The organism is Gilliamella sp. Fer1-1, assembly GCF_001690825.1.
Classification (GTDB): Bacteria; Pseudomonadota; Gammaproteobacteria; order Enterobacterales; family Orbaceae; genus Gilliamella; species Gilliamella apicola_C.
In genome coordinates, this window is record NZ_LZGX01000024.1 from 1 (window position 1) to 24,631 (window position 24,631).

At 33.9% G+C, this 24,631-nt stretch carries 21 protein-coding genes; 2 read left to right on the top strand and 19 right to left on the bottom strand.

From position 1 onward, the window contains the following. Positions 1 to 1,730, top strand: a 1,730-nt coding sequence (sppA, locus tag A9G28_RS02465; RefSeq protein WP_065579664.1) for a signal peptide peptidase SppA, incomplete at its 5' end; no start/stop codon positions are given. A gap of 39 nt (positions 1,731 to 1,769) precedes the next feature. Here sppA and A9G28_RS02470 read toward each other — a convergent pair. From A9G28_RS02470 to moaC, 5 genes are all read right to left on the bottom strand, one after another. Next, entirely contained in the window at positions 1,770 to 3,614 is a 1,845-nt protein-coding gene (locus A9G28_RS02470; RefSeq protein ID WP_065579665.1) for a sulfatase-like hydrolase/transferase, read from the bottom strand. A gap of 178 nt (positions 3,615 to 3,792) precedes the next feature. Then, on the bottom strand, positions 3,793 to 4,491 hold the full coding sequence (locus tag A9G28_RS02475; RefSeq protein ID WP_065579666.1) for a Bax inhibitor-1/YccA family protein: 699 nt from the start codon (positions 4,489 to 4,491) through the stop codon (positions 3,793 to 3,795). 59 nt (positions 4,492 to 4,550) lie between these two features. Continuing rightward, positions 4,551 to 4,994, bottom strand: coding sequence for a molybdopterin synthase catalytic subunit MoaE (gene moaE, locus A9G28_RS02480; protein WP_141674672.1), 444 nt, complete (start codon positions 4,992 to 4,994; stop codon positions 4,551 to 4,553). Between the two features lie 4 nt (positions 4,995 to 4,998). Continuing rightward, a complete protein-coding gene (gene moaD, locus A9G28_RS02485) occupies positions 4,999 to 5,244 on the bottom strand; it encodes a molybdopterin synthase sulfur carrier subunit (protein WP_065566859.1) in 246 nt (81 codons plus the stop codon). Between the two features lie 18 nt (positions 5,245 to 5,262). After that, positions 5,263 to 5,739: a cyclic pyranopterin monophosphate synthase MoaC gene (gene moaC, locus A9G28_RS02490; RefSeq protein ID WP_065566860.1), complete on the bottom strand. Its 477-nt coding sequence runs from the start codon at positions 5,737 to 5,739 to the stop codon at positions 5,263 to 5,265. A 215-nt stretch (positions 5,740 to 5,954) separates the two neighbouring features. Here moaC and priA point away from each other — a divergent pair, with 215 nt between their 5' ends. Next, on the top strand, positions 5,955 to 8,123 hold the full coding sequence (priA, locus tag A9G28_RS02495) for a primosomal protein N' (protein ID WP_065579668.1): 2,169 nt from the start codon (positions 5,955 to 5,957) through the stop codon (positions 8,121 to 8,123). A 43-nt stretch (positions 8,124 to 8,166) separates the two neighbouring features. Here priA and A9G28_RS02500 read toward each other — a convergent pair whose 3' ends face one another. From A9G28_RS02500 to A9G28_RS02565, 14 genes are all read right to left on the bottom strand, one after another. Next, complete coding sequence (locus A9G28_RS02500) at positions 8,167 to 8,478, bottom strand: ComEA family DNA-binding protein (protein ID WP_065579669.1); 312 nt, start codon at positions 8,476 to 8,478, stop codon at positions 8,167 to 8,169. Positions 8,479 to 8,631: 153 nt separating this feature from the next. Next, the gene (locus A9G28_RS02505) at positions 8,632 to 10,491 is read right to left on the bottom strand and encodes a SurA N-terminal domain-containing protein (RefSeq protein ID WP_065579670.1); all 1,860 of its coding nucleotides are present in this window, start codon (positions 10,489 to 10,491) and stop codon (positions 8,632 to 8,634) included. 136 nt (positions 10,492 to 10,627) lie between these two features. Further along, on the bottom strand, positions 10,628 to 13,063 hold the full coding sequence (gene lon / locus A9G28_RS02510) for an endopeptidase La (RefSeq protein WP_081301485.1): 2,436 nt from the start codon (positions 13,061 to 13,063) through the stop codon (positions 10,628 to 10,630). Positions 13,064 to 13,246: 183 nt separating this feature from the next. After that, positions 13,247 to 14,512 carry an ATP-dependent protease ATP-binding subunit ClpX gene (gene clpX, locus A9G28_RS02515; RefSeq protein ID WP_218057311.1) on the bottom strand — a complete coding sequence of 422 codons (1,266 nt, stop codon included), beginning with the start codon at positions 14,510 to 14,512 and terminating at the stop codon, positions 13,247 to 13,249. A 19-nt stretch (positions 14,513 to 14,531) separates the two neighbouring features. Further along, on the bottom strand, positions 14,532 to 15,134 hold the full coding sequence (clpP, locus tag A9G28_RS02520) for an ATP-dependent Clp endopeptidase proteolytic subunit ClpP (RefSeq protein WP_065566865.1): 603 nt from the start codon (positions 15,132 to 15,134) through the stop codon (positions 14,532 to 14,534). Between the two features lie 92 nt (positions 15,135 to 15,226). Then, on the bottom strand, positions 15,227 to 16,528 hold the full coding sequence (tig, locus tag A9G28_RS02525; protein WP_065579672.1) for a trigger factor: 1,302 nt from the start codon (positions 16,526 to 16,528) through the stop codon (positions 15,227 to 15,229). Positions 16,529 to 16,649: 121 nt separating this feature from the next. Then, a complete protein-coding gene (gene lpxD, locus A9G28_RS02530; protein ID WP_065579673.1) occupies positions 16,650 to 17,663 on the bottom strand; it encodes a UDP-3-O-(3-hydroxymyristoyl)glucosamine N-acyltransferase in 1,014 nt (337 codons plus the stop codon). Beyond that, complete coding sequence (locus A9G28_RS02535) at positions 17,663 to 18,151, bottom strand: OmpH family outer membrane protein (RefSeq protein ID WP_065566868.1); 489 nt, start codon at positions 18,149 to 18,151, stop codon at positions 17,663 to 17,665. The genes lpxD and A9G28_RS02535 overlap by 1 nt, the downstream gene beginning before the upstream one ends. A gap of 37 nt (positions 18,152 to 18,188) precedes the next feature. After that, positions 18,189 to 20,612: an outer membrane protein assembly factor BamA gene (bamA, locus tag A9G28_RS02540; RefSeq protein ID WP_065579674.1), complete on the bottom strand. Its 2,424-nt coding sequence runs from the start codon at positions 20,610 to 20,612 to the stop codon at positions 18,189 to 18,191. Between the two features lie 25 nt (positions 20,613 to 20,637). Beyond that, positions 20,638 to 21,972: an RIP metalloprotease RseP gene (rseP, locus tag A9G28_RS02545; RefSeq protein WP_176702105.1), complete on the bottom strand. Its 1,335-nt coding sequence runs from the start codon at positions 21,970 to 21,972 to the stop codon at positions 20,638 to 20,640. Between the two features lie 13 nt (positions 21,973 to 21,985). Next, entirely contained in the window at positions 21,986 to 22,843 is an 858-nt protein-coding gene (locus A9G28_RS02550) for a phosphatidate cytidylyltransferase (protein WP_065579676.1), read from the bottom strand. Positions 22,844 to 22,852: 9 nt separating this feature from the next. Continuing rightward, a complete protein-coding gene (locus A9G28_RS02555; RefSeq protein ID WP_065579677.1) occupies positions 22,853 to 23,569 on the bottom strand; it encodes an isoprenyl transferase in 717 nt (238 codons plus the stop codon). Between the two features lie 52 nt (positions 23,570 to 23,621). Beyond that, positions 23,622 to 24,254, bottom strand: a complete 633-nt coding sequence (gene crp / locus A9G28_RS02560; RefSeq protein ID WP_065566905.1) for a cAMP-activated global transcriptional regulator CRP — start codon at positions 24,252 to 24,254, stop codon at positions 23,622 to 23,624. Between the two features lie 82 nt (positions 24,255 to 24,336). Further along, on the bottom strand, positions 24,337 to 24,543 hold the full coding sequence (locus A9G28_RS02565) for a YheU family protein (RefSeq protein ID WP_065566873.1): 207 nt from the start codon (positions 24,541 to 24,543) through the stop codon (positions 24,337 to 24,339). Positions 24,544 to 24,631: the final 88 nt, after the last annotated feature.

The window sequence follows — 24,631 nt, forward strand, 5'->3', positions numbered from 1 at the left end:
TAATTTTTAGTGTTATCACATTAATCAAAGAAACACAAAAACAAGAAATTGTTCCACAATATGGAACTTTGGTTTTGGATATTGAAGGGATTATTGTTGATAACACACTCTATAGTGATGAAATTTACGCCTTACAAAATAAAATTTACGGCAAAAAAATAAATACCTCCCGTGAAAATAGTTTATTCGAATTGACGCAAAAAATAGCTCAAGCGGCCAATGACCCAAAGATTACTAGTATGGTCCTAAAATTAGATAATTTTGTTGGCGCAGACATGAGCGCTCTTCAATATATGGGTAAATATTTGGCTAAATTTAGCGAAGCTAATAAACCAATTTACGCTTTTGGTTCGAGCTTTAATCAAAGCCAATATTATTTAGCAAGCTATGCAGATAAAATCTATTTGACACCTATTGGCGCTGTTAATGTATATGGATTAGCAGCCAACAACCTATACTATAAAACCCTACTTGATAATTTAAAAATCAACACACACGTTTTTAGAGTGGGTACTTATAAGTCTGCTATCGAGCCATTCATTCGTAATGATATGTCTGAAGAAGCAAAAAGCAATATGACTCGTTGGCTAACACTTATGTGGAATAACTATCTTGACGATATATCAACGCAACGAAAAAAAGCTAACACACAATTGGTTCCAGCACCAGATACTATGTTAGCTAATTTAAAAGTAGCGAATGGAAACATGGCTCAATATGCTATATCTAATGGATTAGTTGATGTCATTGCATCTAACTACCAGTTTGAGTCCGAATTGACTCAGAAACATCAATTAAGCATTTATGATTATCAACTTAAATCAAAAGATAAAGAGTTAGATAATGATAACAAGCCACTTATTGCAGTTGTTTTTGTCAACGGTACTATTAGCGATGGAGAAAACAGTAGTAATATTGCTGGTAGTCAAGACATTGTAGAACAATTAAGAAATATTCGTAAAAACTTAACTAAACATAACATACAAGCAGTAGTATTGCGAGTAAATAGCCCTGGAGGCAGCGTAGATGCATCAGAAGCAATCCGTAGTGAATTGGATGCATTACGTAGCTATAAAATTCCTGTTGTCGTCTCTATGGGCGGAATGGCTGCATCAGGTGGATATTGGATATCAACCGCATCTGATTACATTATTGCAAGCCCAAATACCATTACAGGCTCTATTGGTATCTTCGGTATTATTCCAACATTTGAAAAGTCATTATCTCATATTGGTGTTTACAGTGATGGAGTAGCTACCTCACCGTTAGCGGGAAATAGCTCAACGCAAGAATTACCTACCGAAATGAATCAACTAATTCAAATGAATATCGACAATGGCTATCAAACATTTATTTCTTTAGTAGCAAAAGCAAGGAATATGACGACTGAGCAAGTTGATAAAATAGGACAAGGCCAAGTTTGGTTAGGCTCAGAGGCAAACAAAATTGGGCTTGTTGATAAATTAGGTGACTTCGATGACGCCATTGAAACGGCTGCAACATTGGCTCATATAACCGATTACGAAATTGACTGGCAAAAACCAAATGGAAATTGGTTTAATGCATTTTATTCAAATATGATAGCAATGTTGCCTCAATCAACTGCTGAAATAGTTTTTGAACAACTACCTGAAGCAAAACAACTTAAACAGCAGGTTTCTTTATGGAGTAAGTTTCACGACTCTCAAAATCGATATATTTACTGCTTGAATTGCGCCGATGTGCGTTAGTAATAATTTATCCGCCTAATGGCGGATATTTCCTCTAATTTAATCTAATTTATTGCTTAAACTATTTTTCTCTGGTTGAAAAAAATAGCGCATATGATTCATAGCCTCATAAATGTATTGATAATTCGGTGTTTCATTAATTTCACGATTATGTAAATCCATATGATGACTAATACCTAATCGATTCACAAGATAGATATTACTAGATGTCTTTACCGCATAAGAACTATAATTTGACATTAAAAGCCAGTTACGATCGACGATGGAGCTAAATAAATCATAACCTGTCGAATAATCACTTATATCATTTTTCACATATAAATAGTGTTTCATTAAGGTTGGAACAACATCTTCATGACTAGTTAGTTTTCTGCTATTACCTTTGATTTTTTCTAACTCTTTTCCTCCAATGATAATAAAAGGGACTTTTGTTTGCGCATCCGTATAATTACCATTATGCCCCCAAAATCCTAATTTATTATCATTCATCTCTTGAGAATGATCGCCAGTAATGACTACTATTGTGTCTTCTAATGAGTTTGATTTAACTAGTTCATCGTAGACATTTTGCAATAAAGAATCGTCATAATAAACACTTTGCTTATAGCGATTAAAAATTGGCAAAGGATCGGTGTCATTATTCAATGTCATATAATTTAAATCACCAATAGGTTTAAATTTTACCAATGAATCGGCAGGGAAATCATAAGCGTGAGGAGCATCATAAAATAAAAATGAAAATGTTGGTTTAGAAGCATCTCGTGTTTTATACCATGCCAGCCAATCGTCTGTGATTTGCTTATCTCGACTTGATGCCGAACCATCTTTACTACTGATTCTTAAATTTTTGATAGTGACAAATACGGTTCGATCAAACTCAGGAGCAGAAACTTTAGCTGACGTAAAGATGCCAATATTATAATTTTCTTTCTGTAATGTAGTAATAAATAGTGAAGGAATACTATTTCGTAAAAACGCATCCCAATAGGTACCAGGAATACCATAAAACAATCCAAAAATACCAGTACGTGTTGCATTACCCGTTGAATAATGGTTATCAAAAACTACACCATTATTTTGCTTAACAAAACGAAATGTATTAGGAGAAATTTCTTCACTAAATGTATCATATCGCCAAGAATCTAAAACAATAAACATAATATTTTTAGGTTTATTATTATCTGGATTAATCACCAGTGGATTTTTTGGATAATAAACACTGGCATTACTATTGTCCTTATTATACACAACTTTTCTTTGCCCTTTTTCATCAAAAAAACTCATAATTTTTTTTGATGTAAATGGGCGATAAAGTGGAATATATTCTTTTACTGCCATAATAGGCGAATAAGCATAATAAAATGCGATCATATGCACTACATGACTAATCAAAAATGAACTAAAAAGAAATATTGTTGATAGTAAGATAATTCTTGATTTTTTTTGCGATAAAACCAATTTATTATTAACAAAATAAAGAATGAAATACTCTGCACAAAATGAAATAACAATAAGCACAAGCATTAAAAGGTAAGTCAACATTGAAAAATCAACAATCTGACCAGAAAAAACCATCGATAAAACAGATTGATTTATATGAAACCGGTATTGTTCAAAAACAATCGTATCAATATATAATCCAATTTGGAAAAAACTAAATAAAATAGCAAGAATGATATTACGAATAAATTGCTTAAGTAAAAGCAGAGGAGTGCAAATAATTAAAAGTAGCAAGTAGGCAGAGAAGAAATGCCCTAATACCGCAAATATTGAAAATACCATTGCTGACCAATGAAATGAGGCTTCAGGAACAAGAAAGAATCGAATTGCTATTATTGATGAAATAAAGATATTAATTAGAACAAAAGGGTATAATTTTTTCATAGTGTTTGTTATCAAGAAGTTCACTTTATATTATATGAATATTACAGCATTTTATACTTAAAAGTGGTTCTTTCCTGAAACTTTTTAACAAACTAGCACTGCTAAATAAATTTCTCATAAAATATTAACAAAAAGGGCTCACTTTAGGAGCCCTTTTCACTTAATTGGAATAAAAAAATTATCGACGATCGGCAAAGATTCTCAATAACATAATAAATAAGTTAATGAAATCGAGATAAAGCGTTAATGCTCCTAAAATAACAAATCGTCTAAACATATTGGGGTCATCTTGTGATAATTGATCACCTAACTCTTTAAGTTTTTGTGTATCATAAGCCGTTAACCCAGCAAAAACAAATACACCTATATAAGTAATTGCCCACATTAATGGCTGACTATGCATAAAGATATTTACTATTGAAGCAATGACAATACCAATTAACCCCATAAACAAGAAACGTCCAAATCCTGATAGATCTCGTTTAGTGGTATAACCGTAAAAAGCCAAAGCAGCAAACATACCAGCTGTAATAAAAAATACGCTTGCTATCGAAGATGAAGTATAAACAATAAAGTAAATTGAGAACGTACAACCATTTAAAACGGAATAAAGCATAAATAATGTTGTCGCAACAGCCCCAGAAAGTCGATTAATTAAGCCAGAAATGACAAAAACTAATCCAATCTCAGCAATCAGTAATATCCACATGCCTCGGTATAATAAGCTCAAAAGCTCAACATTACTAGATGCATACCAAGCCACCAAAGCTGTTAATAACAATCCAACTGTCATCCAACCATAGACATGGCTCATATATGTTTGAATACGGCTACCTGTTTGTTCAATGATTGAACCATTAGGCGAATAATTTTTCATTAATAACCTCTCATTAAAAAGAATGATATAACTTTGTATCATTATAACCTAAATTATATCTAATGCCATTTTTTCAATGCCTCTTTATCTGTTTTTTTAGCTTCTACCCACTTTTGCCCGTTAGGTGTTCTTTCTTTCTTCCAAAAAGGCGCTTCGCTCTTTAATATATCTATAATAAACTCTGTGGCAGCAAATGCATCTGAGCGATGTGCACTACTCGCGCCCACAAAAACAATTTGCTCATTGGCATTAATTTCACCTACCCGATGAATTATTGCTATTCGGCTTAATTGCCAACGTTCTCTTGCTTGAGCTGCGATATTAGCTAGCACTCTTTCTGTCATACCTGCATAATGTTCTAAAAATAGGCTTATCGTTTGCTTTTCAAGACTACGAACTTTGCCCATAAAAGTGACAATAGCTCCATCTTGCGGTAATTGAGAAAGCCAATCATTAAGCTGATTAACATCAATAGGGTCGCTATTAACTTTGATAAGATCCATAATGCTATCCTCCTGTTACAGGTGGAAAGAATGCAATTTCATCGTTTTCTTGAATAATATAATCAAGATCAACCAAAGTTTGATTTACTGCACATAAAACAGCACTTTCCGTAAAAGCCAATAGCCACCGATCACCGCGTTGACTTAACTGCTCAATAAGATGAGAAACTGAAAGTTCATTAGCATCTAACATAACACACGTAGTTCCCACTAATTCTCTAATTTGTGCAAAAAAAATAACTTTATTCATCTTATCTCTACTAACTTTTTAGGCTATAAAATCACCCGACTTACCACCACTCTTGGTCAGCAAGCGCACTTGAGAAATCACTATATCTTTTTGTACAGCTTTACACATGTCATAAATAGTTAAAGCAGCGACAGAGGCGGCAACCATTGCTTCCATTTCGACACCGGTTTGCCCATTTAATCGACAAAAAGATTGAATCTTAACACAATTGTTTATTCGATCTGGTTCGATTTTAATTTCAATTTTACTCAAAAAAAGCGGGTGGCAAAGCGGGATAAGCTCCCATGTTTTTTTAGCCGCTTGAATACCAGCAATTCTTGCCGTTGCAAAAACATCTCCTTTATGATGTTTACCATCAATAATCATATTCAGTGTTTCAGTTTTCATTAAAACCAATGACTCAGCACTTGCTTCTCGCATTGTTATCTGCTTATCTGAAACATCAACCATATGAGCATCACCATGTTGATTAATATGCGAAAATGATTTGAGCATTATTTTATCCTTTACAATTTATTCTCATTAACTATAGCCAAGATAGCAAATTTTACTAATAGTTACCACTATTGCATATTAGTTTACCAACTAATATATCTCGGTGAACAAACAAATTTTTCTGTAATAATAAATTGCCTTTGATAGCTTTTGCGGGTTAAGTAAAAACTGCGTACAATATAGCTTTATATTAATCGTAACATTTGTGATTTTTGATGCTTATTGCTCATATAGCCTTGCCTGTACCACTTTACCAACTGTTTGATTACCAATTGGCGAAACCTGTTCAGATTGGAATGCGGGTAAAAGTGCCTTTTGGCAAACGTAACATAATAGGAATTATTGTTAGTATTGATGAAAAAACTGAGTTTGATATAAAAAACTTAAAATCAATTACGACAGTTATTGATACAGAGCCTGTTTTTCCCCCTTCTATCTGGCAATTATTAGAGTGGGCGGCTAGTTATTACCATTATCCTATTGGTGAAGTTTTATTCCATGCTATGCCTATTTTACTCAGGCAAGGGCACCAAGCAGTCAAAGATGAGGCAAAACGATGGCAATTAACAGTATTAGGAAAACATATAGATCTGCAATTGCTATCTCGTGCTCCAAAACAAAAGCTATTATTATCTTCATTTAGAAATAATACTATACCTGACACGAATGTAAATAGTGCCACGTATAACGAATTACAAAAGAAACAACTTATAGAACAAGTCACCTATCTGCCAAGTAATGTTCAATGGCAAACAAATTTTTCGACTAATATTAGCTCTATTCAGCTAAATAAAGAACAGACCCATGCTATAAATGCAGTGAATGAAGAAAATAACCAATTTAAGGTATTTTTGCTACAAGGAGTGACTGGATCAGGTAAGACAGAAGTGTATCTAAATGTGCTATCGACTATCTTAGCAGCAGGGAAACAAGCGTTAGTATTAGTTCCTGAAATTGGCTTAACACCACAAACAATAAAACGTTTTAAACAACGCTTTAATGCACCTATTGATATTTTACACTCAGGATTAACAGATAAGCAAAGGCTTAACGTTTGGTTAAGAAGCAAACATGGAGAAAATGCTATTGTTGTTGGTACTCGTTCATCACTTTTTACCCCATTTAAAAACCTAGGAATGATTATTATTGATGAAGAACATGATAATTCCTATAAACAGCAAGAAGGCTGGCGTTATCATGCGCGAGATTTAGCAATTATTCGAGCTAAATTTAATAATATTCCAATTATTTTAGGTTCAGCAACCCCATCTCTTGAAACACTTAATAATGCGCAAAACAAAAAATACCATTTATTGCAATTAACGGAAAGAGCAGGTAATGCAACACTAGCTAAACAATCGATTTTGGATATACGTGGGTTAGTGCTTACTTCTGGCTTATCTCAACCTTTAATTGAACAAATAAAAAAACATTTGTCTAACAATAATCAGGTAATGTTATTTTTAAATCGTCGAGGATTTTCACCACTATTGATATGCCATGATTGCGGTTGGATTGCCGAATGCCCCCGTTGTGATAGGCCTTACACATTTCATCAAAAACAAAAAAAACTAATTTGCCACTATTGCGATACGCCAAGAACAGTGCCGAAACAGTGTCCAAAATGTGGCTCTACACATTTAATGCCAATTGGGTTCGGAACGGAACAACTTGAACAACAACTTGAAGTGCTTTTTCCTTACATCAAGATCAGCCGTATTGATCGCGATACAGTTAGTAAAAAAGGTTCATTAGATACCTATCTACAAACGATCCAACAAGGTGGTGCACATATTTTAGTTGGTACACAAATTTTGGCTAAAGGGCATCATTTTCCTGATGTTACTTTAGTTGGAATTATTGATGTCGACGGTACTTTATTTTCAAGCGATTTTCGTGCAACTGAACGATTTGCTCAAATTTATACTCAAGTATCAGGAAGAGCTGGTCGCGAAGCAAAAGCGGGGGAAGTTATTTTACAAACTCATCATCCAGATCACCCCTTGTTGAACATTTTACTAACGAAAGGCTATCAACAATTTGCTAAACTAACACTGCAAGAGCGACAACAAACACAATTACCGCCATTTAGTTACCAAGCATTAATTCGTGCTGCAGATCGGAATAACCATTATGCTCCTGCATTTTTACAGCATATTCATGATTGGTTAAAAGTACATTATGGGCCTGCTTTATGGCAACTTGGACCAATGCCAGCTAGCCAACCTAAGAAAGCAGGTTACCATCGTTGGCAATTACTCCTTCAGCATACAAATAGACAACAATTACAACAAATATTAGATCAATTATTAATAACAATCGCTAAATGGAATGAAACATCAAAATTGAGATGGAGTATTGATGTAGATCCTATCGATAATTAGCGTAATATTATTTCCACCAATACCAATTGGTGGAAATAATAAATTATAATGTTATTTTACCAGCATTTTTGTCCAGTGTTGCCTGTCCGATACCTGAAACTTCTTTTAACTGCTCAACTGAAACAAAAGGCCCAAATTTTTCTCGATATTCTATAATCTTCTGAGCTTTATTCGGGCCAATTCCACTCAACACTTTTGATAGCTCTTCTGCTGTTGCAGTATTTATATTTACTTGAATAATTTGTTTTTGTTCCTGTTTTATTGGCTCTGGTGTTGTAGAAGCCGAATCGGCAAAACTTGTGTTTGAAAAAATAAAGCTTGATAACATAATACATAATAATGGAAATACTTTCATTTGATTAACCTCTTAAAATAGTTACGCAAATAAATTTGCTTTACAACTATCTCACTTAATCAAATGAAAAAATTTCATGAATAATAAAAATGAGAAAAGCCACCTAGGTGACTTTCCATTTTTGCTATTATTTCTACTATTTTGGAGGTTAAATCACAAATTTGCATCAGGCATAATTTCTATCTTAGCCTTAGAACGTATATCTGTGGCAAGATAATAATGCATATCATTAAGTAATATAGGTAATAGTTCTGAAGAAATATCTTTGTATTCTTTTGGTGTATCTACCTTAGTTAGCGCAACAATATACGCTGTTTTATCATCCAAAAGTTCCGCACCATAAACAGGTTTTCCTGATGCTAAAGGGTGTAAATTAAAAACCATATTAACAACGTTTTGATCAATTTCGGTTGAATTTCGATTCAACGTATATTTTTTTGCAAACTGTACGTTTTTAGCACTTCCTTTTTCATTTAGTTGAACCAATGCATTATCAATATTTGATTTAAATTGTTTTTTAGCCATTTCTGCAAAAAGCTTTTTATGGATTTCATCTTTAACTTCATCAAAAGGGGCAATGCCTTCAGGGCGATAATCAACTGTTTGTACAACAAAATCATACTTTCCATAATTTCTATCTGCTGTTATTAAATCAGAAATTTTATTAGTTGCTTTCTCATCAACAATCATTTCGTCACTAAAAATGACATCTCTCACTTCAGGATGAGAAGCAATCGAAAACTTATCATTGAAAGTGATCCAATCCGAAGTTCTTACTTCAAGACCAACTTTTTCAGCAAGTTCTTCAATGTTCTTAGGAGATTTTTTCAAAGCAGCATTAATCATTTTTTCTTGCTTTTCTAAAGCTTGTTGTATTTTTTGCTTAGTTAACTTTGAATCAATTTGATATTTTGCATAATCATAATCCATAAATTTTTTAGGTTGCATACCATCCAATTTTACTATCACATACCCATCATCCACAGCGATTGGCAAGGAAGTTTTACCTACTTTATTCAACTTAGCATCTTTAAGAAATTTAGGTAAAGAATCATCATCAGCAAACCAGCCCAAAAAACTGTTCTCACCATATGGAGAGGTATGATTATCTTGTTGGTTCGTTTTAACCATCTTTTCGAAATCAGCTCCAGAAGAAAGTTCTTTAGCAATTTTATTAGCTTGTTCTTTATCGGTTACAAAAATTATACTGTAAGCTTTCTTTGCTGGATATGAATAATTTTTAATGTTTTTATCATATTCATTTCTTAAATCACTTTCAGTAACAACAATTGTTTTTCTTATTAAGTCTTCAGAAGCCACGATATATTTAACTTTTACTCGTTCACTTTTAAAAAACTCTTTGGGATGTTCATCATAATATTTTTGTTCATCATCTAACGTAACATTTAATTCATCAATACCACCAATAGAAGTATCAACTAAAGTAGCGTATACATTTCTAGTTTGATTTTTGAGTGAGCCTATTTCGGAGTCATTTGGCAAAACAAAGCCACTATTTACTATAGCATTAACAGTTTGTTGTTGTTGTAATACGGTTCTTATAATTTCGGCATAACTATCTGGAGTGAAATGATTTTCAGCAAGAAGATTTAAATAAGTTTGATTATCAAATTTACCATTTTTGAAAAAGTCTCTTTGTTTCTTAATAAACTTTTTAATCTGATCATTACTAATAGCTACACCAATACTTTGCGAAAACTTATAAGCTAAATAATTATCAATTTGATGAGATAATACATTACGGCGTATCTGCTTAATAAAAGAACTATCACCGCCAGCCTTTGCTGTTACAGCTCTTGCTTGGGCTTCAAATTCAGCTCTGCTAATACCCTCACCATCAACTTTTGCTATGTACAGCTGCTGATCTCGTAGGCTATTACCACCGCTAAAGCCCAAAAATCCGACGCCTGTAAAAATAAAACATAAAATAATTATTGCAAAAATAATCTTAACAAAAATATTATTTGCTGCTGTTCGGATTGTTTCCATCATTTCTTGCGATTCTCCATATACCTAATGTTGAATTTTGAAAGTATAGCACATTTAACTAAATTGGCTATTGCCAGAATGTTAAGCCTCAAAAAAAAGATCAACATAAAGTTGATCTTTTTTTAAATTATAAGATAGATTAATTTAATCTAACAGAATTCCCAACATTATTTTTTACTTTCTTTATAGCTTTTTTCGCTGGTTGCTTCAATGTGACTTTTTTATCTATTGGCTCTATACCTAATGGATTATTTTTTAGCGCAATTGTGAGCACTTCATCAATCCATTTTACTGGGCGTATATCAATTTCAGATTTCACATTATCAGGGATTTCTTCCAAATCTTTAACATTATCCATTGGAATCAATACCGTTTTAATCCCGCCTCGGTGAGCAGCTAATAACTTCTCTTTTAGTCCCCCAATAGGTAATACCTCTCCACGTAATGTTATTTCACCCGTCATCGCAACATCCGAACAAACAGGGTTGCCTGTTAATGTTGAAATTAATGAGGTACACATAGCTATACCCGCACTTGGTCCATCTTTGGGAGTTGCACCATCTGGCACATGTACATGGATGTCTCGCTTTTCATAAAAATCACTATTAATACCCAATTTTTCTGCACGAGATCGAACAACTGTCAAGGCTGTTTGTATTGACTCTTGCATAACATCGCCTAATGAGCCTGTATAAGTTAATTTTCCCTTACCTATTACACTTACTGATTCAATAGTAAGTAAGTCACCACCTACTTCTGTCCATGCAAGACCAATAACCTGACCGATTCGGTTCTCATTATCCGTTTTACCATAATCGAAACGCTGTATCCCCAAGAAATCTTTTAAGTTATCCTGTGTCACAGTTACTTTCTTCAATTTGCTGTCTAACGCCAATTTTTTAACAACTTTACGGCAAATTTTTGCAATCTCTCTTTCTAAGCCTCGAACGCCTGCTTCGCGCGTATAATAACGAATGATTCCAATAATGGCTGAGTCATCAATACTAATTTCTCTTGATTTTAAGCCATTGTTTTCTATCTGCTTAGCGATCAAATGTTGCTTAGCAATATTCAGCTTCTCGTCCTCCGTATAACCAGAAAGGCGAATAACTTCCATTCTATCCAATAATGGCGCTGGAATATTCATAGAATTAGCAGTTGCAACAAACATTACATCGGATAAATCGTAATCAACTTCCAAATAATGGTCACTAAATGCATTATTTTGTTCTGGATCAAGCACTTCTAATAATGCTGATGCAGGATCACCACGCATATCAGTTGCCATCTTATCAATTTCATCTAGTAAAAATAATGGATTTTTAACCCCCACTTTTGCCATACGTTGAATCAATTTACCTGGCATCGAACCAATGTAAGTGCGTCTATGCCCTCGAATCTCAGCCTCATCGCGCACGCCACCTAATGCCATACGAATATACTGACGTCCTGTTGCTTTAGCTATCGATTGACCCAGTGATGTTTTACCTACTCCTGGGGGACCAACCAAACATAAAATAGGTCCTTTCACTTTATTAACGCGACTTTGAACTGCTAAATATTCTAAAATTCTATCTTTTACACGTTCAAGTCCATAATGATCTTTATCTAAAACTTTTTGTGCCCCTTCAATATCTTTTCTAACTTTACTACACTTATACCAAGGAACTTGAATCATCCAATCAATATAACCTCGAACAACCGTTGCTTCTGCGGACATTGCTGGCATCATTTTTAACTTATTAAGTTCAGCTAATGCTTTATCCTCAGCCTCTTTTGGCATTTTAGCTTTAGTGATTTTTTCTTTTAGCTCTTCGTATTCATCAGTCTTATTATCTATATCACCTAATTCTTTATGGATAGCTTTAATTTGCTCATTGAGATAATACTCTTTTTGAGCTTTTTCCATTTGCTGTTTAACTCGTTGCCGTATATTTTTTTCAACTTGTAATAATTCAATTTCTGATTCCATCAATGAAATAAGCAATTCAAAACGTTTAGCAAGGTTAACTGTTACTAAAATCTCTTGTTTTTGATTAACTTTTAAAAATAGAGTAGCAGCAATAGAATCAGCTAAATGAGATGGCTCTTTAAGTAAACGAATAGAATCAACCACTTCCTGAGCTATTTTTTTATTAAACTTTGAGTACTCATCAAAATTAGATAAAGTTAAGCGAATCATAGCCTCACTTATATCTGAAGCCATTTTTGTTTCACTTAATGGTTTAACCTCAGCAATGAAAAATTCATTGTCGTCATGCTCAACTACATCAAGCATTTTTGCTCGTTCAACACCTTCAACAAGAACCTTCACTGTTCCATCAGGTAATTCTAGTAGCTGTAAAACATTAGCTACAGTTCCAACTTCATATAAATCATCTATAGCAGGATCATCTTGAGATGGATCTTTTTGGGTTACAAGAAAGACTTGTTTATCCATTTCCATTGCCCTTTCCAAGCAACGTATTGATTTACTTCGACCAACAAAGAGAGGGATTACCATATGAGGAAATACAACAACATCACGTAATGGTAAAATAGGCATAATTATATGTTTAGTTCGTTTTATATTCATTTTATTCTCTCTAGTAGTACAAACCCATTAGATAAATATTGGGATCGTTTTTAGATATTCAAGCCTATCTTTTTTGATTAAAATTACACTAGTTATGAAACATTATTAGCAGTATTGGCAACTTTAGTACTAATTCTTAGTTTACATGTTTTGCCATCATATTTATGATGGCAAATTTATATTTTAAGCAGAAAGTTCATCACTTTCACAATGTACTAATTTCGGAGCTTGAGATCTTTCAACAGTATCTTTGTCTACAATCACTTTTTTAATAGTATTCATTGATGGTAAGTCATACATTGTATCCAATAATATATTTTCCACAATTGAACGCAAACCTCGTGCTCCTGTTTTTCGTTGCATCGCCTTTATAGCAATAGCATCTAGAGCTTCTTTAGTAAACTCAAGCTCTACACCATCTAACTCAATTAACGTTTTAAATTGCTTAGTTAGGGCATTTTTAGGTTCAGTTAGTATATTAATTAAGGCATTTTTATCCAATTCAGATAATGTACCAATAACAGGTAATCTTCCAATAAACTCTGGAATTAAGCCAAACTTAACTAAGTCTTCAGCCTCGATTTGAGCTAATAGTTCCGATTCAGAAACTTTATTTTTAGTACTTTTAACCTCAGCACCAAAACCTATTCCTGTATTAGTTGATACACGATTTTCGATGACTTTATCCAATCCACTAAATGCACCACCACAAATAAATAGAATTTTTGAAGTATCAACTTGTAGAAACTCTTGCTGAGGATGCTTACGCCCACCTTTTGGAGGAACTGAAGCAATAGTACCTTCAATAATCTTCAACAAAGCCTGTTGAACGCCTTCGCCTGATACATCTCTGGTAATAGATGGATTATCTGATTTTCGTGAAATTTTATCAATTTCATCAACATAGATAATACCCCGCTGGGCTTTTTCAACATCATAATCACAATTCTGTAATAATTTTTGAATAATATTTTCTACATCTTCACCAACATAACCAGCTTCAGTTAATGTTGTCGCATCAGCCATGGCAAAAGGCACATCTAAAAAACGAGCTAGTGTTTCAGCTAATAACGTTTTGCCACTACCAGTAGGTCCTATGAGCAAGATATTACTTTTGCCTAATTCAACATCACCGCGACTCGCATGATTACGTAATCGTTTGTAATGATTATAGACAGCGACAGATAAAACTTTTTTGGCTTTCTCTTGACCAATTACATATTCATCAAGATGCTCTCTGATTTCATGTGGTGTTGGCAGTGTCTTATTAATAAATTCTTCATAGGAAAGAGAACTTTTCGTTTCTTCTTTTAATATCTCATTGCATAAGCCTATACATTCGTTACAAATATAAATAGATTCTGGCCCAGCAATAAGTTTACGGACTTCATGCTCACTTTTACTACAAAAAGTGCAATAAAGTAATTTTTCTGAACTTTTCTTATTCACTTTTACCACCTACCTAATATTAAGATCGTTTACTAAATATGGCATCAACTAGGCCATATTCAACTGCTTTATCGGCAGACATAAAATTATCACGATCGGTATCTTTTTCAATCACACTAATATCTTGACCGGTGTGCATGGCTAAAATATTATTTAAGCGGTTTTTTACCTGTAAAATCTCTTGTGCATGTATTTGGATATCTGAAGCCTGCCCTTGGAAGCCACCTAATGGTTGGTGAATCATTACACGGGCATTAGGTAAGCAATAACGTTTACCTTTAGTGCCAGCTGTTAAAAGTAATGACCCCATTGAACATGCTTGTCCTAAACAAATTGTGCTGACATCGGGTTTTATAAATTGCATTGTGTCATAAATAGCCATGCCAGCAGTAACGACACCACCAGGTGAATTAATATATAAATAGATATCTTTATCAGGATTTTCAGCTTCTAAAAATAACATTTGAGCGATAATCAGATTTGCCATATTATCTTCAACTTGCCCAGTCAAAAATATAACTCGCTCTTTTAATAATCGTGAGTAAATATCATAAGCTCTCTCACCACGAGAACTTTGCTCAACAACCATTGGAACAACACCCATATATGATTCTAAAGGCATTTTTATCTCCTAATTAACAAAATAGCCCAAACAGACAATTCTTATTTGGGCTTTATAGTGATCTTTTTATATAAAATGAAAAGACTAGTAAGTTAAGCTGTTTGCTGATTCATTAATTCGGAAAACGAATAATTCTTTTCTGTTACTTTGGCACTAGCCAACAACAGATCGACAACTTGATCTTCTAGTGCTACCGCTCGAATATTATCCATCGCTTTTTTATCTTTACGATAATATTCTAAAACTTCTTTTGGATCTTCATATGCAGTTGCAATTTCATCAATTAATGCCTGAACACGCGATTCATCTGCTGTTAATTTATTGCTTTCAATAATTTCGCTAAACAACAAACCAGTAACAACGCGTTTTTTAGCCTCAGCTTCAAATAATTCTTTTGGTAATTCCATACCTGGTTTTACATTACCACCAAAACGAGATAAAGCTTGCTGACGTAATACATCAACCTCACGGTCAACTAATGCCTCAGGCACATCAATTTCATTATTTTTAACCAAACCATCAATAGCTTGAATTTTGACTTTATTGCGAATTGTCGCATTGAGCTCTCTTGTCATGTTCTTACGAACTTCAGATCGTAAGCTTTCAATAGTGCCATCAGCAATACCGAAGCGTTTAATGACATCTTTTGTAAGTTCTGGCAATTCTAGCTCTTCAACCTTTTTAAGTGTTGCCGCAAATACAGCTGGCTTACCTTTTAGATTTTCAGCATGATAATCGTCAGGGAAAGTCACATTAATTTCAAACTGATCACCCGCTTTATGCCCTATAATTGCATCTTCAAAACCAGGAATCATACGACCTTGCCCTAATACTAATGCAAAATCATTAGCCTTACCACCTTCAAATTCGGCATCATCAACTTTACCAACAAAATCCAAAGTAACACGATACTGCTCTTTAGCTTCTTTATCTGCTTCTTTCCAAACACCTTGCTGTTTGCGTAAGGTTTCAATCATAGTTTCAACATCCGCATCAGCTACTTCAGCAATAGGTTTTTCAACTTCAATTTTATCTAAATTTTCAACTTTGACTTCTGGATAAACTTCAAATTCAACAGTAAAGGTATAATCTTCGTCCTTTTTATATTCTTGTGGTGTATAAGTTGGAGCACCAGCCGGATTTAATTTTTCTTGAATAATTGCTTCAACAAAATTTCGTTGCATTAAGTCACTTAATGCATCTTGTAAAATAGAAGCACCATAACGTTGTTCAACAATTTTTAAAGGCACTTTTCCCTTACGGAAGCCATCAATACGTACTTTTTTTGCCGTATTAATAAGTTCTTTATCAACCGCTTTCGTAATATCTTCAGCTTTAATTATAATTGATAAACGTCGACCTAAACCTTGTGTTGTTTCTACCGAAACTTGCATCTTTATACCTCGAAATTATTGAATATTATCTGCCCATATTTATATAAAAACGATAACTGAGCTAAAAAATTTAAAAATAGGCGTGCATTATACCGACCGCAACCGCTTACGTCGAGACATTTCACTGTTTCTTCTCAAGTGCCTTCAAACGTTTATTCATTTCGTCAATATGTAAAACTAATGAAGCCGTTTTTCGCCAAACTTTATTTTCTTGCAATGGAATACCTGATGAATAAACCCCTGGTTCAGTAATTGGGCGCATAACCATACCCATACCAGTTATGGTAACTTGATCACATATTTCCATATGCCCATTAATAACACTTGCACCACCAATTAAGCAATGACGGCCAATAGTTAAGCTCCCTGCCATAATAACGCCACCAGCAACCGCTGTATGATCCCCGATAATATCGTTATGAGCAATTTGGCATTGATTATCTATAATAACGCCATTACCGATAATAGTATCATCAAGCGCTCCCCGATCGATTGTCGTTGAAGCGCCAATTTCAACGTTATTACCAATAACAACTCGACCTAGTTGAGGAATTTTAATCCACTTACCTTTATCATTAGCGTAACCAAATCCATCTGCACCAATTACAGTTCCTGATTGAATTAAGCAATTGTCGCCAATAACACAATTATGATAAACAGAAACATTAGCCCATAATTTTGTTCCTGCACCTATTGTGGTATTTTTACCTACAAAACTACCAGCACCTATAACGCAATTATCGCCTAACACTACACCGCTTTCAATAACTGCGTTAGCGCCTATTGATATATTACAACCTAATTTAGCTGTTGAATCAATCACTGCTGAGCTAGCGATATCCTTAGCTGGAGCAGGCGTAGTATCAAGATATTGTGCCAATTTTGCATATGCAAGATATGGATCTTTAACAATCAGAGCTGCACCATGCCAGAATTTAAGGCTTTCTTCTGTCATTACAACAGCAGAAGCCTTGCACTCTAACAAATTATTTTGTAATTTTTTGTCAGATAAAAAAGTAATTTGACCTGGTATTGCACTTTTCATTGATGCAATACCAGTGATAGTTAAATCAGCATCACCGTGTAATTTAGCATCAAGTTGCTTAGCTAGTTGCTCTAAACGAAAAGCAAACATTATTTTTTAACCTTTGCCAATACTTTATCTGAAATATCAACCGCATCTGAAGCTGATAATGTAGCTTCGGCTTTTAAGATAAGATCGTACTTTTCTGTCTCAACAATATCTTTAACAGCTTCTTGGATTTTAGTTAATAATTTGCCTGCTTCTTCTGTTTCACGTTTACGATAATCAGCTGAAAAAGCTTTCGCTTTATTTTCAAAATCAGAAATCACCTTATTTAGTTTAGCTTTTTCAGAAGAAGACAAAGTTAAGCCATCTTTTTTTAGGCGAGCAGCGGCATCACCAGCTTTCTTTTCTTCGACTTGTAATGATTTGGCTCTTGCTTCAAATTCATTATCCAACGCCTTACCGACCGATTCACGTTGAGGCATACGTTGTAAAACTGACATAACATCAACCACACCAATTTTAATTTCTGCATTTGCAACGCCTGCAAAAAGAAATGCTAAACTAACACCAAGAATAGATATAATTTTCTTCACTTTAATCACCTATGTGTTTTTTATTTATAACATGGAATTACCATGTAGACCCTATATTAAATTGGAACTGTTGTGCTGAATCACCCTCATATTTCTTAAGTGGTTGAGCATAAGAAAAGACCAAAGGACCTAATGGTGACATCCATTGCACTGCAATACCAGCCGACATTCTAATATCCGATGGAGAACTATAATCTGGAATATTATTTCCTTTTAGTTTCCATTCGGTATCCCATACAGTCCCTGCATCAAAAAATAACGATGTCCTAATATTATCAGCATATTTTTCACCCGCAAATGGGGTTGGAACAATCAGCTCTGTACTAGCAAAAGCTATAGCATTACCGCCTACTGCATCTTTTGATTTTGTACACCCAGAGGTATTATCTAAACTATCACACACACCACTTTTATTAAGATATACTGCTTTAGGACCAACAGTATTGGATTTAAAACCACGTAATACTGATGCTCCTCCAGCATAAAAGTTTTCGTAAAATGGTAACTCTTTACCACCAAAACCACCTCCATAGCCAATTCTTGCTCGCGTTAAGAATATCCAATTATGGTCATTGTCAATCGGATAATAGTAAGAGGCATCTGAAACCAGTTTATAGAATCGGTTATCAAATAATGGTGCAGTGAATTTAGCGCTAGCTGTCATTTTTAAGCCATCAGTTGGGAAGAATCCACGATCTAAAGAATTATATGTCCAATAAGCGCTTAGTAATAAATCATTAGTATCGAAAGAAATAGAATTTTTATTTTTCAAATTTTCGCCCATGGAGTCAAAATAACGCCACATACTATATTGCGCTTGCATATCGGACAAATTATGATTAGCGTATTCGGCACCAAAACGAACAAAATTATTTTCACTAATAGGGAAACCTAAATTAGCTGAAGCGCCCCAAGTCTTGCTCGCATATTCTGACTCATCATCTTTATCATCGTTTTTATAGGTGTTATAGTAAATGCTACCGCCTAAACTTACACCATCAACAGTAAAATAAGGATCAACAATAGAAACAGACGCTGTTTTATCTGTATCAGTAGTGTTAATATCAAATGAGACACTATTACCTGTGCCTAACCAGTTATCTTGAGAGATACCTGCATTGAAGCTAAGACCGCTATCAGAACCGACGCCAACACCAAATTTGATACTACCCGTATTACGTTCAGCAACTTTATAAATAATATCAACTTGATCATCAACACCAGACACACGCTCAGTGTTTGCTTCAACAGTATCAAAAAAACCAAGTCGATTTAAACGTTCTTTACCTAATTCGACTAACCCGTTACTTAACCAAGCTCCTTCCATTTGCCGAAGTTCACGACGGATTACGCTTTCGCTTGTTACGGTATTTCCTACTATCTTAATATTGCGAACATAAAAACGCTCACCAACATCAACAAGAACAACTAATTTAGCCGTATGTTCTGAATCATCCATTTCTGGCTGAATGGAAACTTTTGGATATGCATAACCAAAATTAGCAAGTAAACGTTTAATACTATCCTCAATTTCAGTAATTTTTTTACCATTATAAAGCTCACCAACGGTTACTTTTTCGTTAGCAATTTTAGCAATTGCTTCTTTATAATTTGCAAAATTACCCATAAACTCAAGTTTAGAGAGCTTATACTGTTCACCTTCATGGATATTAATTGTAACGTAAATACCTTTTTTATCTGGCGTTAAACTAACTTGTGTTGACTCAATATTGAAACGAGCATAACCACGATTTAAATAAAAACTTTGTAACTCATCCAAATCAGAGGCTAATTTTTGTTTTTGATATTTACGATCACCAAGCATATTCCACCAAGGTACTTCATCACGCAAGGTAAAACGTGAAATAAGTTCTTCTGATGAAAAAGCCTTAGCTCCAACAATATTGATCTGATCGATTAATGCTGATTTACCTTCAGCAACAACTAATTTTAAATCGACACGATTACGAGATAATGGAGTTACAACAGCTTTAATTTGAGCATTATATTTACCAACACTGTAATAAAAATCTTCTAAGCCTTTTTCAATACCTGAAAGCATAGTGCGATCTAAAGCTTCACCCTCACGAATGCCTGAACTATCTAGATTTTTCTTAAGCATGTCATTTTTAACTGACTTATTACCAGAAAAACTTATACTAGCAATAGTTGGGCGTTCTTGAACATGAACAATTAACCGATCACCATCACGAGAAATAGTAATATTATCAAAGTTTCCACTAGAATAAAGCGATTTAATTATACGCCCTAAATCCGCTTCATTAACATAATCACCAACTTGGATTGGCATTTCAAGCAATGCTGCCCCAACAGTAACACGCTGTAAACCTTCAAATTTGATATCTTTTACCACAAAATCATCAATACAAAATGCGTTAGAACTATATACTGCTGTAGTACTAAGCAACAAAGATGCTATAAGTAATTTATTTATTTTCATCGTAAATATTTATGCCCTCATTCCATCACAACCGTAAAATATCATTAAATAGTGCAATTCCCATTATTACCATTAATAAAAAAAAGCCAATACGAGAAAAACGCTCTTGTGCTTTATTTGATAAGGTTCGCCCTCTTATTTTTTCAAGTAATAAAAAAACAAGATGTCCCCCGTCTAATATAGGTAATGGAACAAGATTGATAACTCCCAAACTTATACTTATAAAGGCTAGAAAATATAAGTAAGAAGTAAAACCATAACTTGCTGTTTGCCCTGCGCCTTTTGCTATTGTTATTGGGCCAGATATATGTTCTAGACCAATAACACCCGTTACTAATTGATAAAGCGAACGAATAGTTAACTTTGTAGTTAACGCCGTTTGCGCTATACCTTTATTAAACCCTTCGAAAAAACCATATTGCACAACTTTTACATCAGTTGTAGGATATAATCCCGCAACACCTTTCCCGTTTTTTTGAACGGTTGGCACGAGTGTAAGATAAATATCTTTGTTTTCCCGATTGACCTTCAACATCATTGTTTGAGCTTTTTTAATCGTATTGGAAAAAACCTGCCAATTTGTATATAGCTGATCATTATAACCAATAATTTTATCGCCAACACGCAAACCTGCACGTTCTGCTGCCGAACCTGATACAATTTTACTCACAATTGGATAAATTTCCACCTCTTTAGGAACAAAACCAAATGCGGTAATAGCTGAGTCTTTTTCTATATCAAAATACCAATTGCTAATATCTACACTTTTCTTAACTTCTTTTTTTTGATCGCTATTATTGGTACCATCAATATAGGTGAAAGACATATCATTCTTTCCCATTAGAGAGATTAAAGCCAAGTTTACATCTTGCCATGTTTCAATTTTGATATTATCAATAGTTTTCAATTCAGCACCAACTGGAATTGCTATTGTGGAAGCAGGTGTGTTAGGTATCACTTCCTTTATTTTAACAGGATAAACATTTACACCTATTAAAAAAATAATCCAATAGCTTATTAAAGCTAACACAAAATTAGCAAACGGACCTGCAAAAATAATTGCAGCCCTTTGCCAAATTTTCTTTTGATCAAATGCCAAGCTATTGCTATTGCTATTGCTATTGCTTGATAATGCTGTTGATCTGGTATTTAACATTTTAACATAACCACCAAGTGGAATCATAGCAATTACCAATTCTGTTCCACTTGAAAATTTATGTGACCATAATTTTTTACCAAAACCAATTGAAAAACATTCAACTTGAACCTTACATAAGCGAGCAACATAAAAATGCCCAAACTCATGAATAGTAACTAGTATACTAATCGTAATAACAAATAATAACAGTGACCACAGCAAAATCAATCTCCATTTATAATAAATAAAAAGATAATGTAGTAAAAACAGGAACAGCAGCAGTTAAACTATCAATACGATCTAAAATTCCACCATGACCTGGAATTAAGTGACCACTATCTTTTATACCTGCTTCACGCTTAAACATGCTTTCAGTTAAATCACCTAAAACCGAAACAAAAATTGCCGATAAAGAGCTAATAAAAAATGTACTAAATGTCATATCAAATAAATTAAGCATATAAGCAATGATACTAATTATGATAGCCACACTTATACCACCAATAAAACCTTCTATGGTCTTACCTGGAGAAACTTTTGCAGCTAATTTTCGTTTACCCAATGCGCGTCCAGCAAAATAAGCACCTGTATCTGTTGCCCAGACCAACACAAAAACATAAAGTAAGCAAACTGCACCAGTATAAGAATTAGACATATAGTTAATTGCTCTTAGTTCAATCATACCAATAAAAAATGGCACTATCGTAAAAAAAGCAAATAGTAGCTTTATAAAAGTTGAATTAATAACCGTTGAATCACTCCAGTATTTGGTTGTATCTGGATAACTAACCACCAAATACAAAGCAATTAGCCACCATATAATTGATAAAGATAAAATCACAGTGTATAGCTTTATTTTTAATTCAACTGAATTTGGGATCAAATAAAGTATAGTTAATAAAATAACGATTGAAAGAGCAAATATTAATTTTGAATGTTTTTTAGTAATATGAAGAAACTGAGCCCATTCCCATGCAGCTAATCCACAGACCAAAATAATAGTTAGAGAAAATACAGATAAAGGAACAAAAAAAAGAACGACTATGACAAGTGGAATAAGCACAGCTGCAGCAAGTATACGATGAATTAACATAAATGATCCTTAATTGCGAATGCCACCAAAGCGTCTCTCTCTGGCATTAAATGCATTGATTGCTTCATCAAATAAAGTTTGGTTAAAATCAGGCCATAAAGTATCGGTAAAATAGAGTTCAGAATAAGCAATCTGCCATAACAAAAAATTACTGATTCGATATTCTCCCCCAGTACGGATAACTAAATCAACATCAGGAAATTCTCCCATACACATTATTGAAGCAAAACGATCTTCTGTTACTTCATCTAAAGTGATCTCACCCTTAGTCACTTGGGTAGCCATTTTTTTTGCCGATTGCAAAATATCCCAACGCCCACCATAGTTGGCGGCAATATTTAGTACTAAACCCGAATTGTTTTTGGTTAAATTTTGCGCTTGAATAATCATATTTTGTAAATTATCACTAAAACGAGATATATCACCAATAATATTCAAGCGAACATTATTTTTATTCAAACTTTTGATTTCTCGTTTTAATGCATAGATAAAAAGGGAAATTAGAGCGGAAACTTCATTGGGTGGGCGCCTCCAGTTTTCACTGCTAAATGCATATAAAGTAAGAACTTTAACTTTTAAAGTTGCCGCGTAAGCCACAATTTTCCGCACCGTTTTTAATCCTGCCCGATGACCAACAGCGCGTAACTGGTTACGTTGCTGAGCCCAACGACCATTACCATCCATAATTATAGCCACATGACTTGGAATACCTCTTTTTTGTGTCATGCGATATCTCGTATTGTATTAATCATTGTATTAATTATATCATCTTGGTCAATCAACGCGTACCATAAACAACAATTGTCTTGCCATGAGCTGAGATTAAATGCTGATCTTCAAGCATTTTTAAAATTCGCCCCACCGTTTCACGCGAACAACCAACAATTTGACCTATTTCTTGGCGTGTAATTTTTATTTGCATACCATCAGGGTGTGTCATAGCATCAGGTTGTTTAGCAAGGTTTAAAAGCGTTTGCGCAATACGCCCAGCAACGTCTAAAAAGGCTAAATTACTGACTTTTTCAGATGTGACTTGTAATCGACTTGCCATTTGACTGGCAAGATGCATTAAAATATCTGGATTGACTTGAACAAGCTGTTTAAATTTTTTATATGAAATTTCTGCAACCTCACAACTTGTTTTGGCTTTAACCCAAGCAGTTCGCTCAGTACCTTCTTCAAAAAGTCCCAACTCGCCCAAAAATTGATTTTGGTTTAAATAAGATAAAATCATTTCATTACCTTCATCATCCTTAATCAATACTGCTACAGAACCTTTTAAAATGTAATAGAGAGTTTCTGCTTTTTCGCCTTGATGTATAAGAGTACTCTTAGCTGGATATTTATGAATATGGCAATGAGATAAAAACCATTCTAACGTTGTATCCGATTGCTGTTTACCAATCATTATTCCCACCTCTCCATTTAATTTACAACAATAACACTATAACAAAGTTACACAATAAATTATATACAAACAATCATTTTAACCATTATTTGATTGGCTTAATATCCATTGTTTCGTGCAATTGCGACCAAAAAATTGCAACAGAGCCATTAATTAATTGCAGTTTAACTTCATCAACCTTTTCTTGTAGTGATTTTTCTTGTAAACCGTAGTCAGTACCTTCGCGTAATACAAAATATTCAATTAGATTAGTTAATGTTTGTGGATCGAGGTCTTGCCAAGGAATAATCATATATTATAACAATAAATTCAAATTATAATTATTTTATAACAAAGCTTCGATAATATAAAGCATACAAAGTAATGCTTCATCACTAACA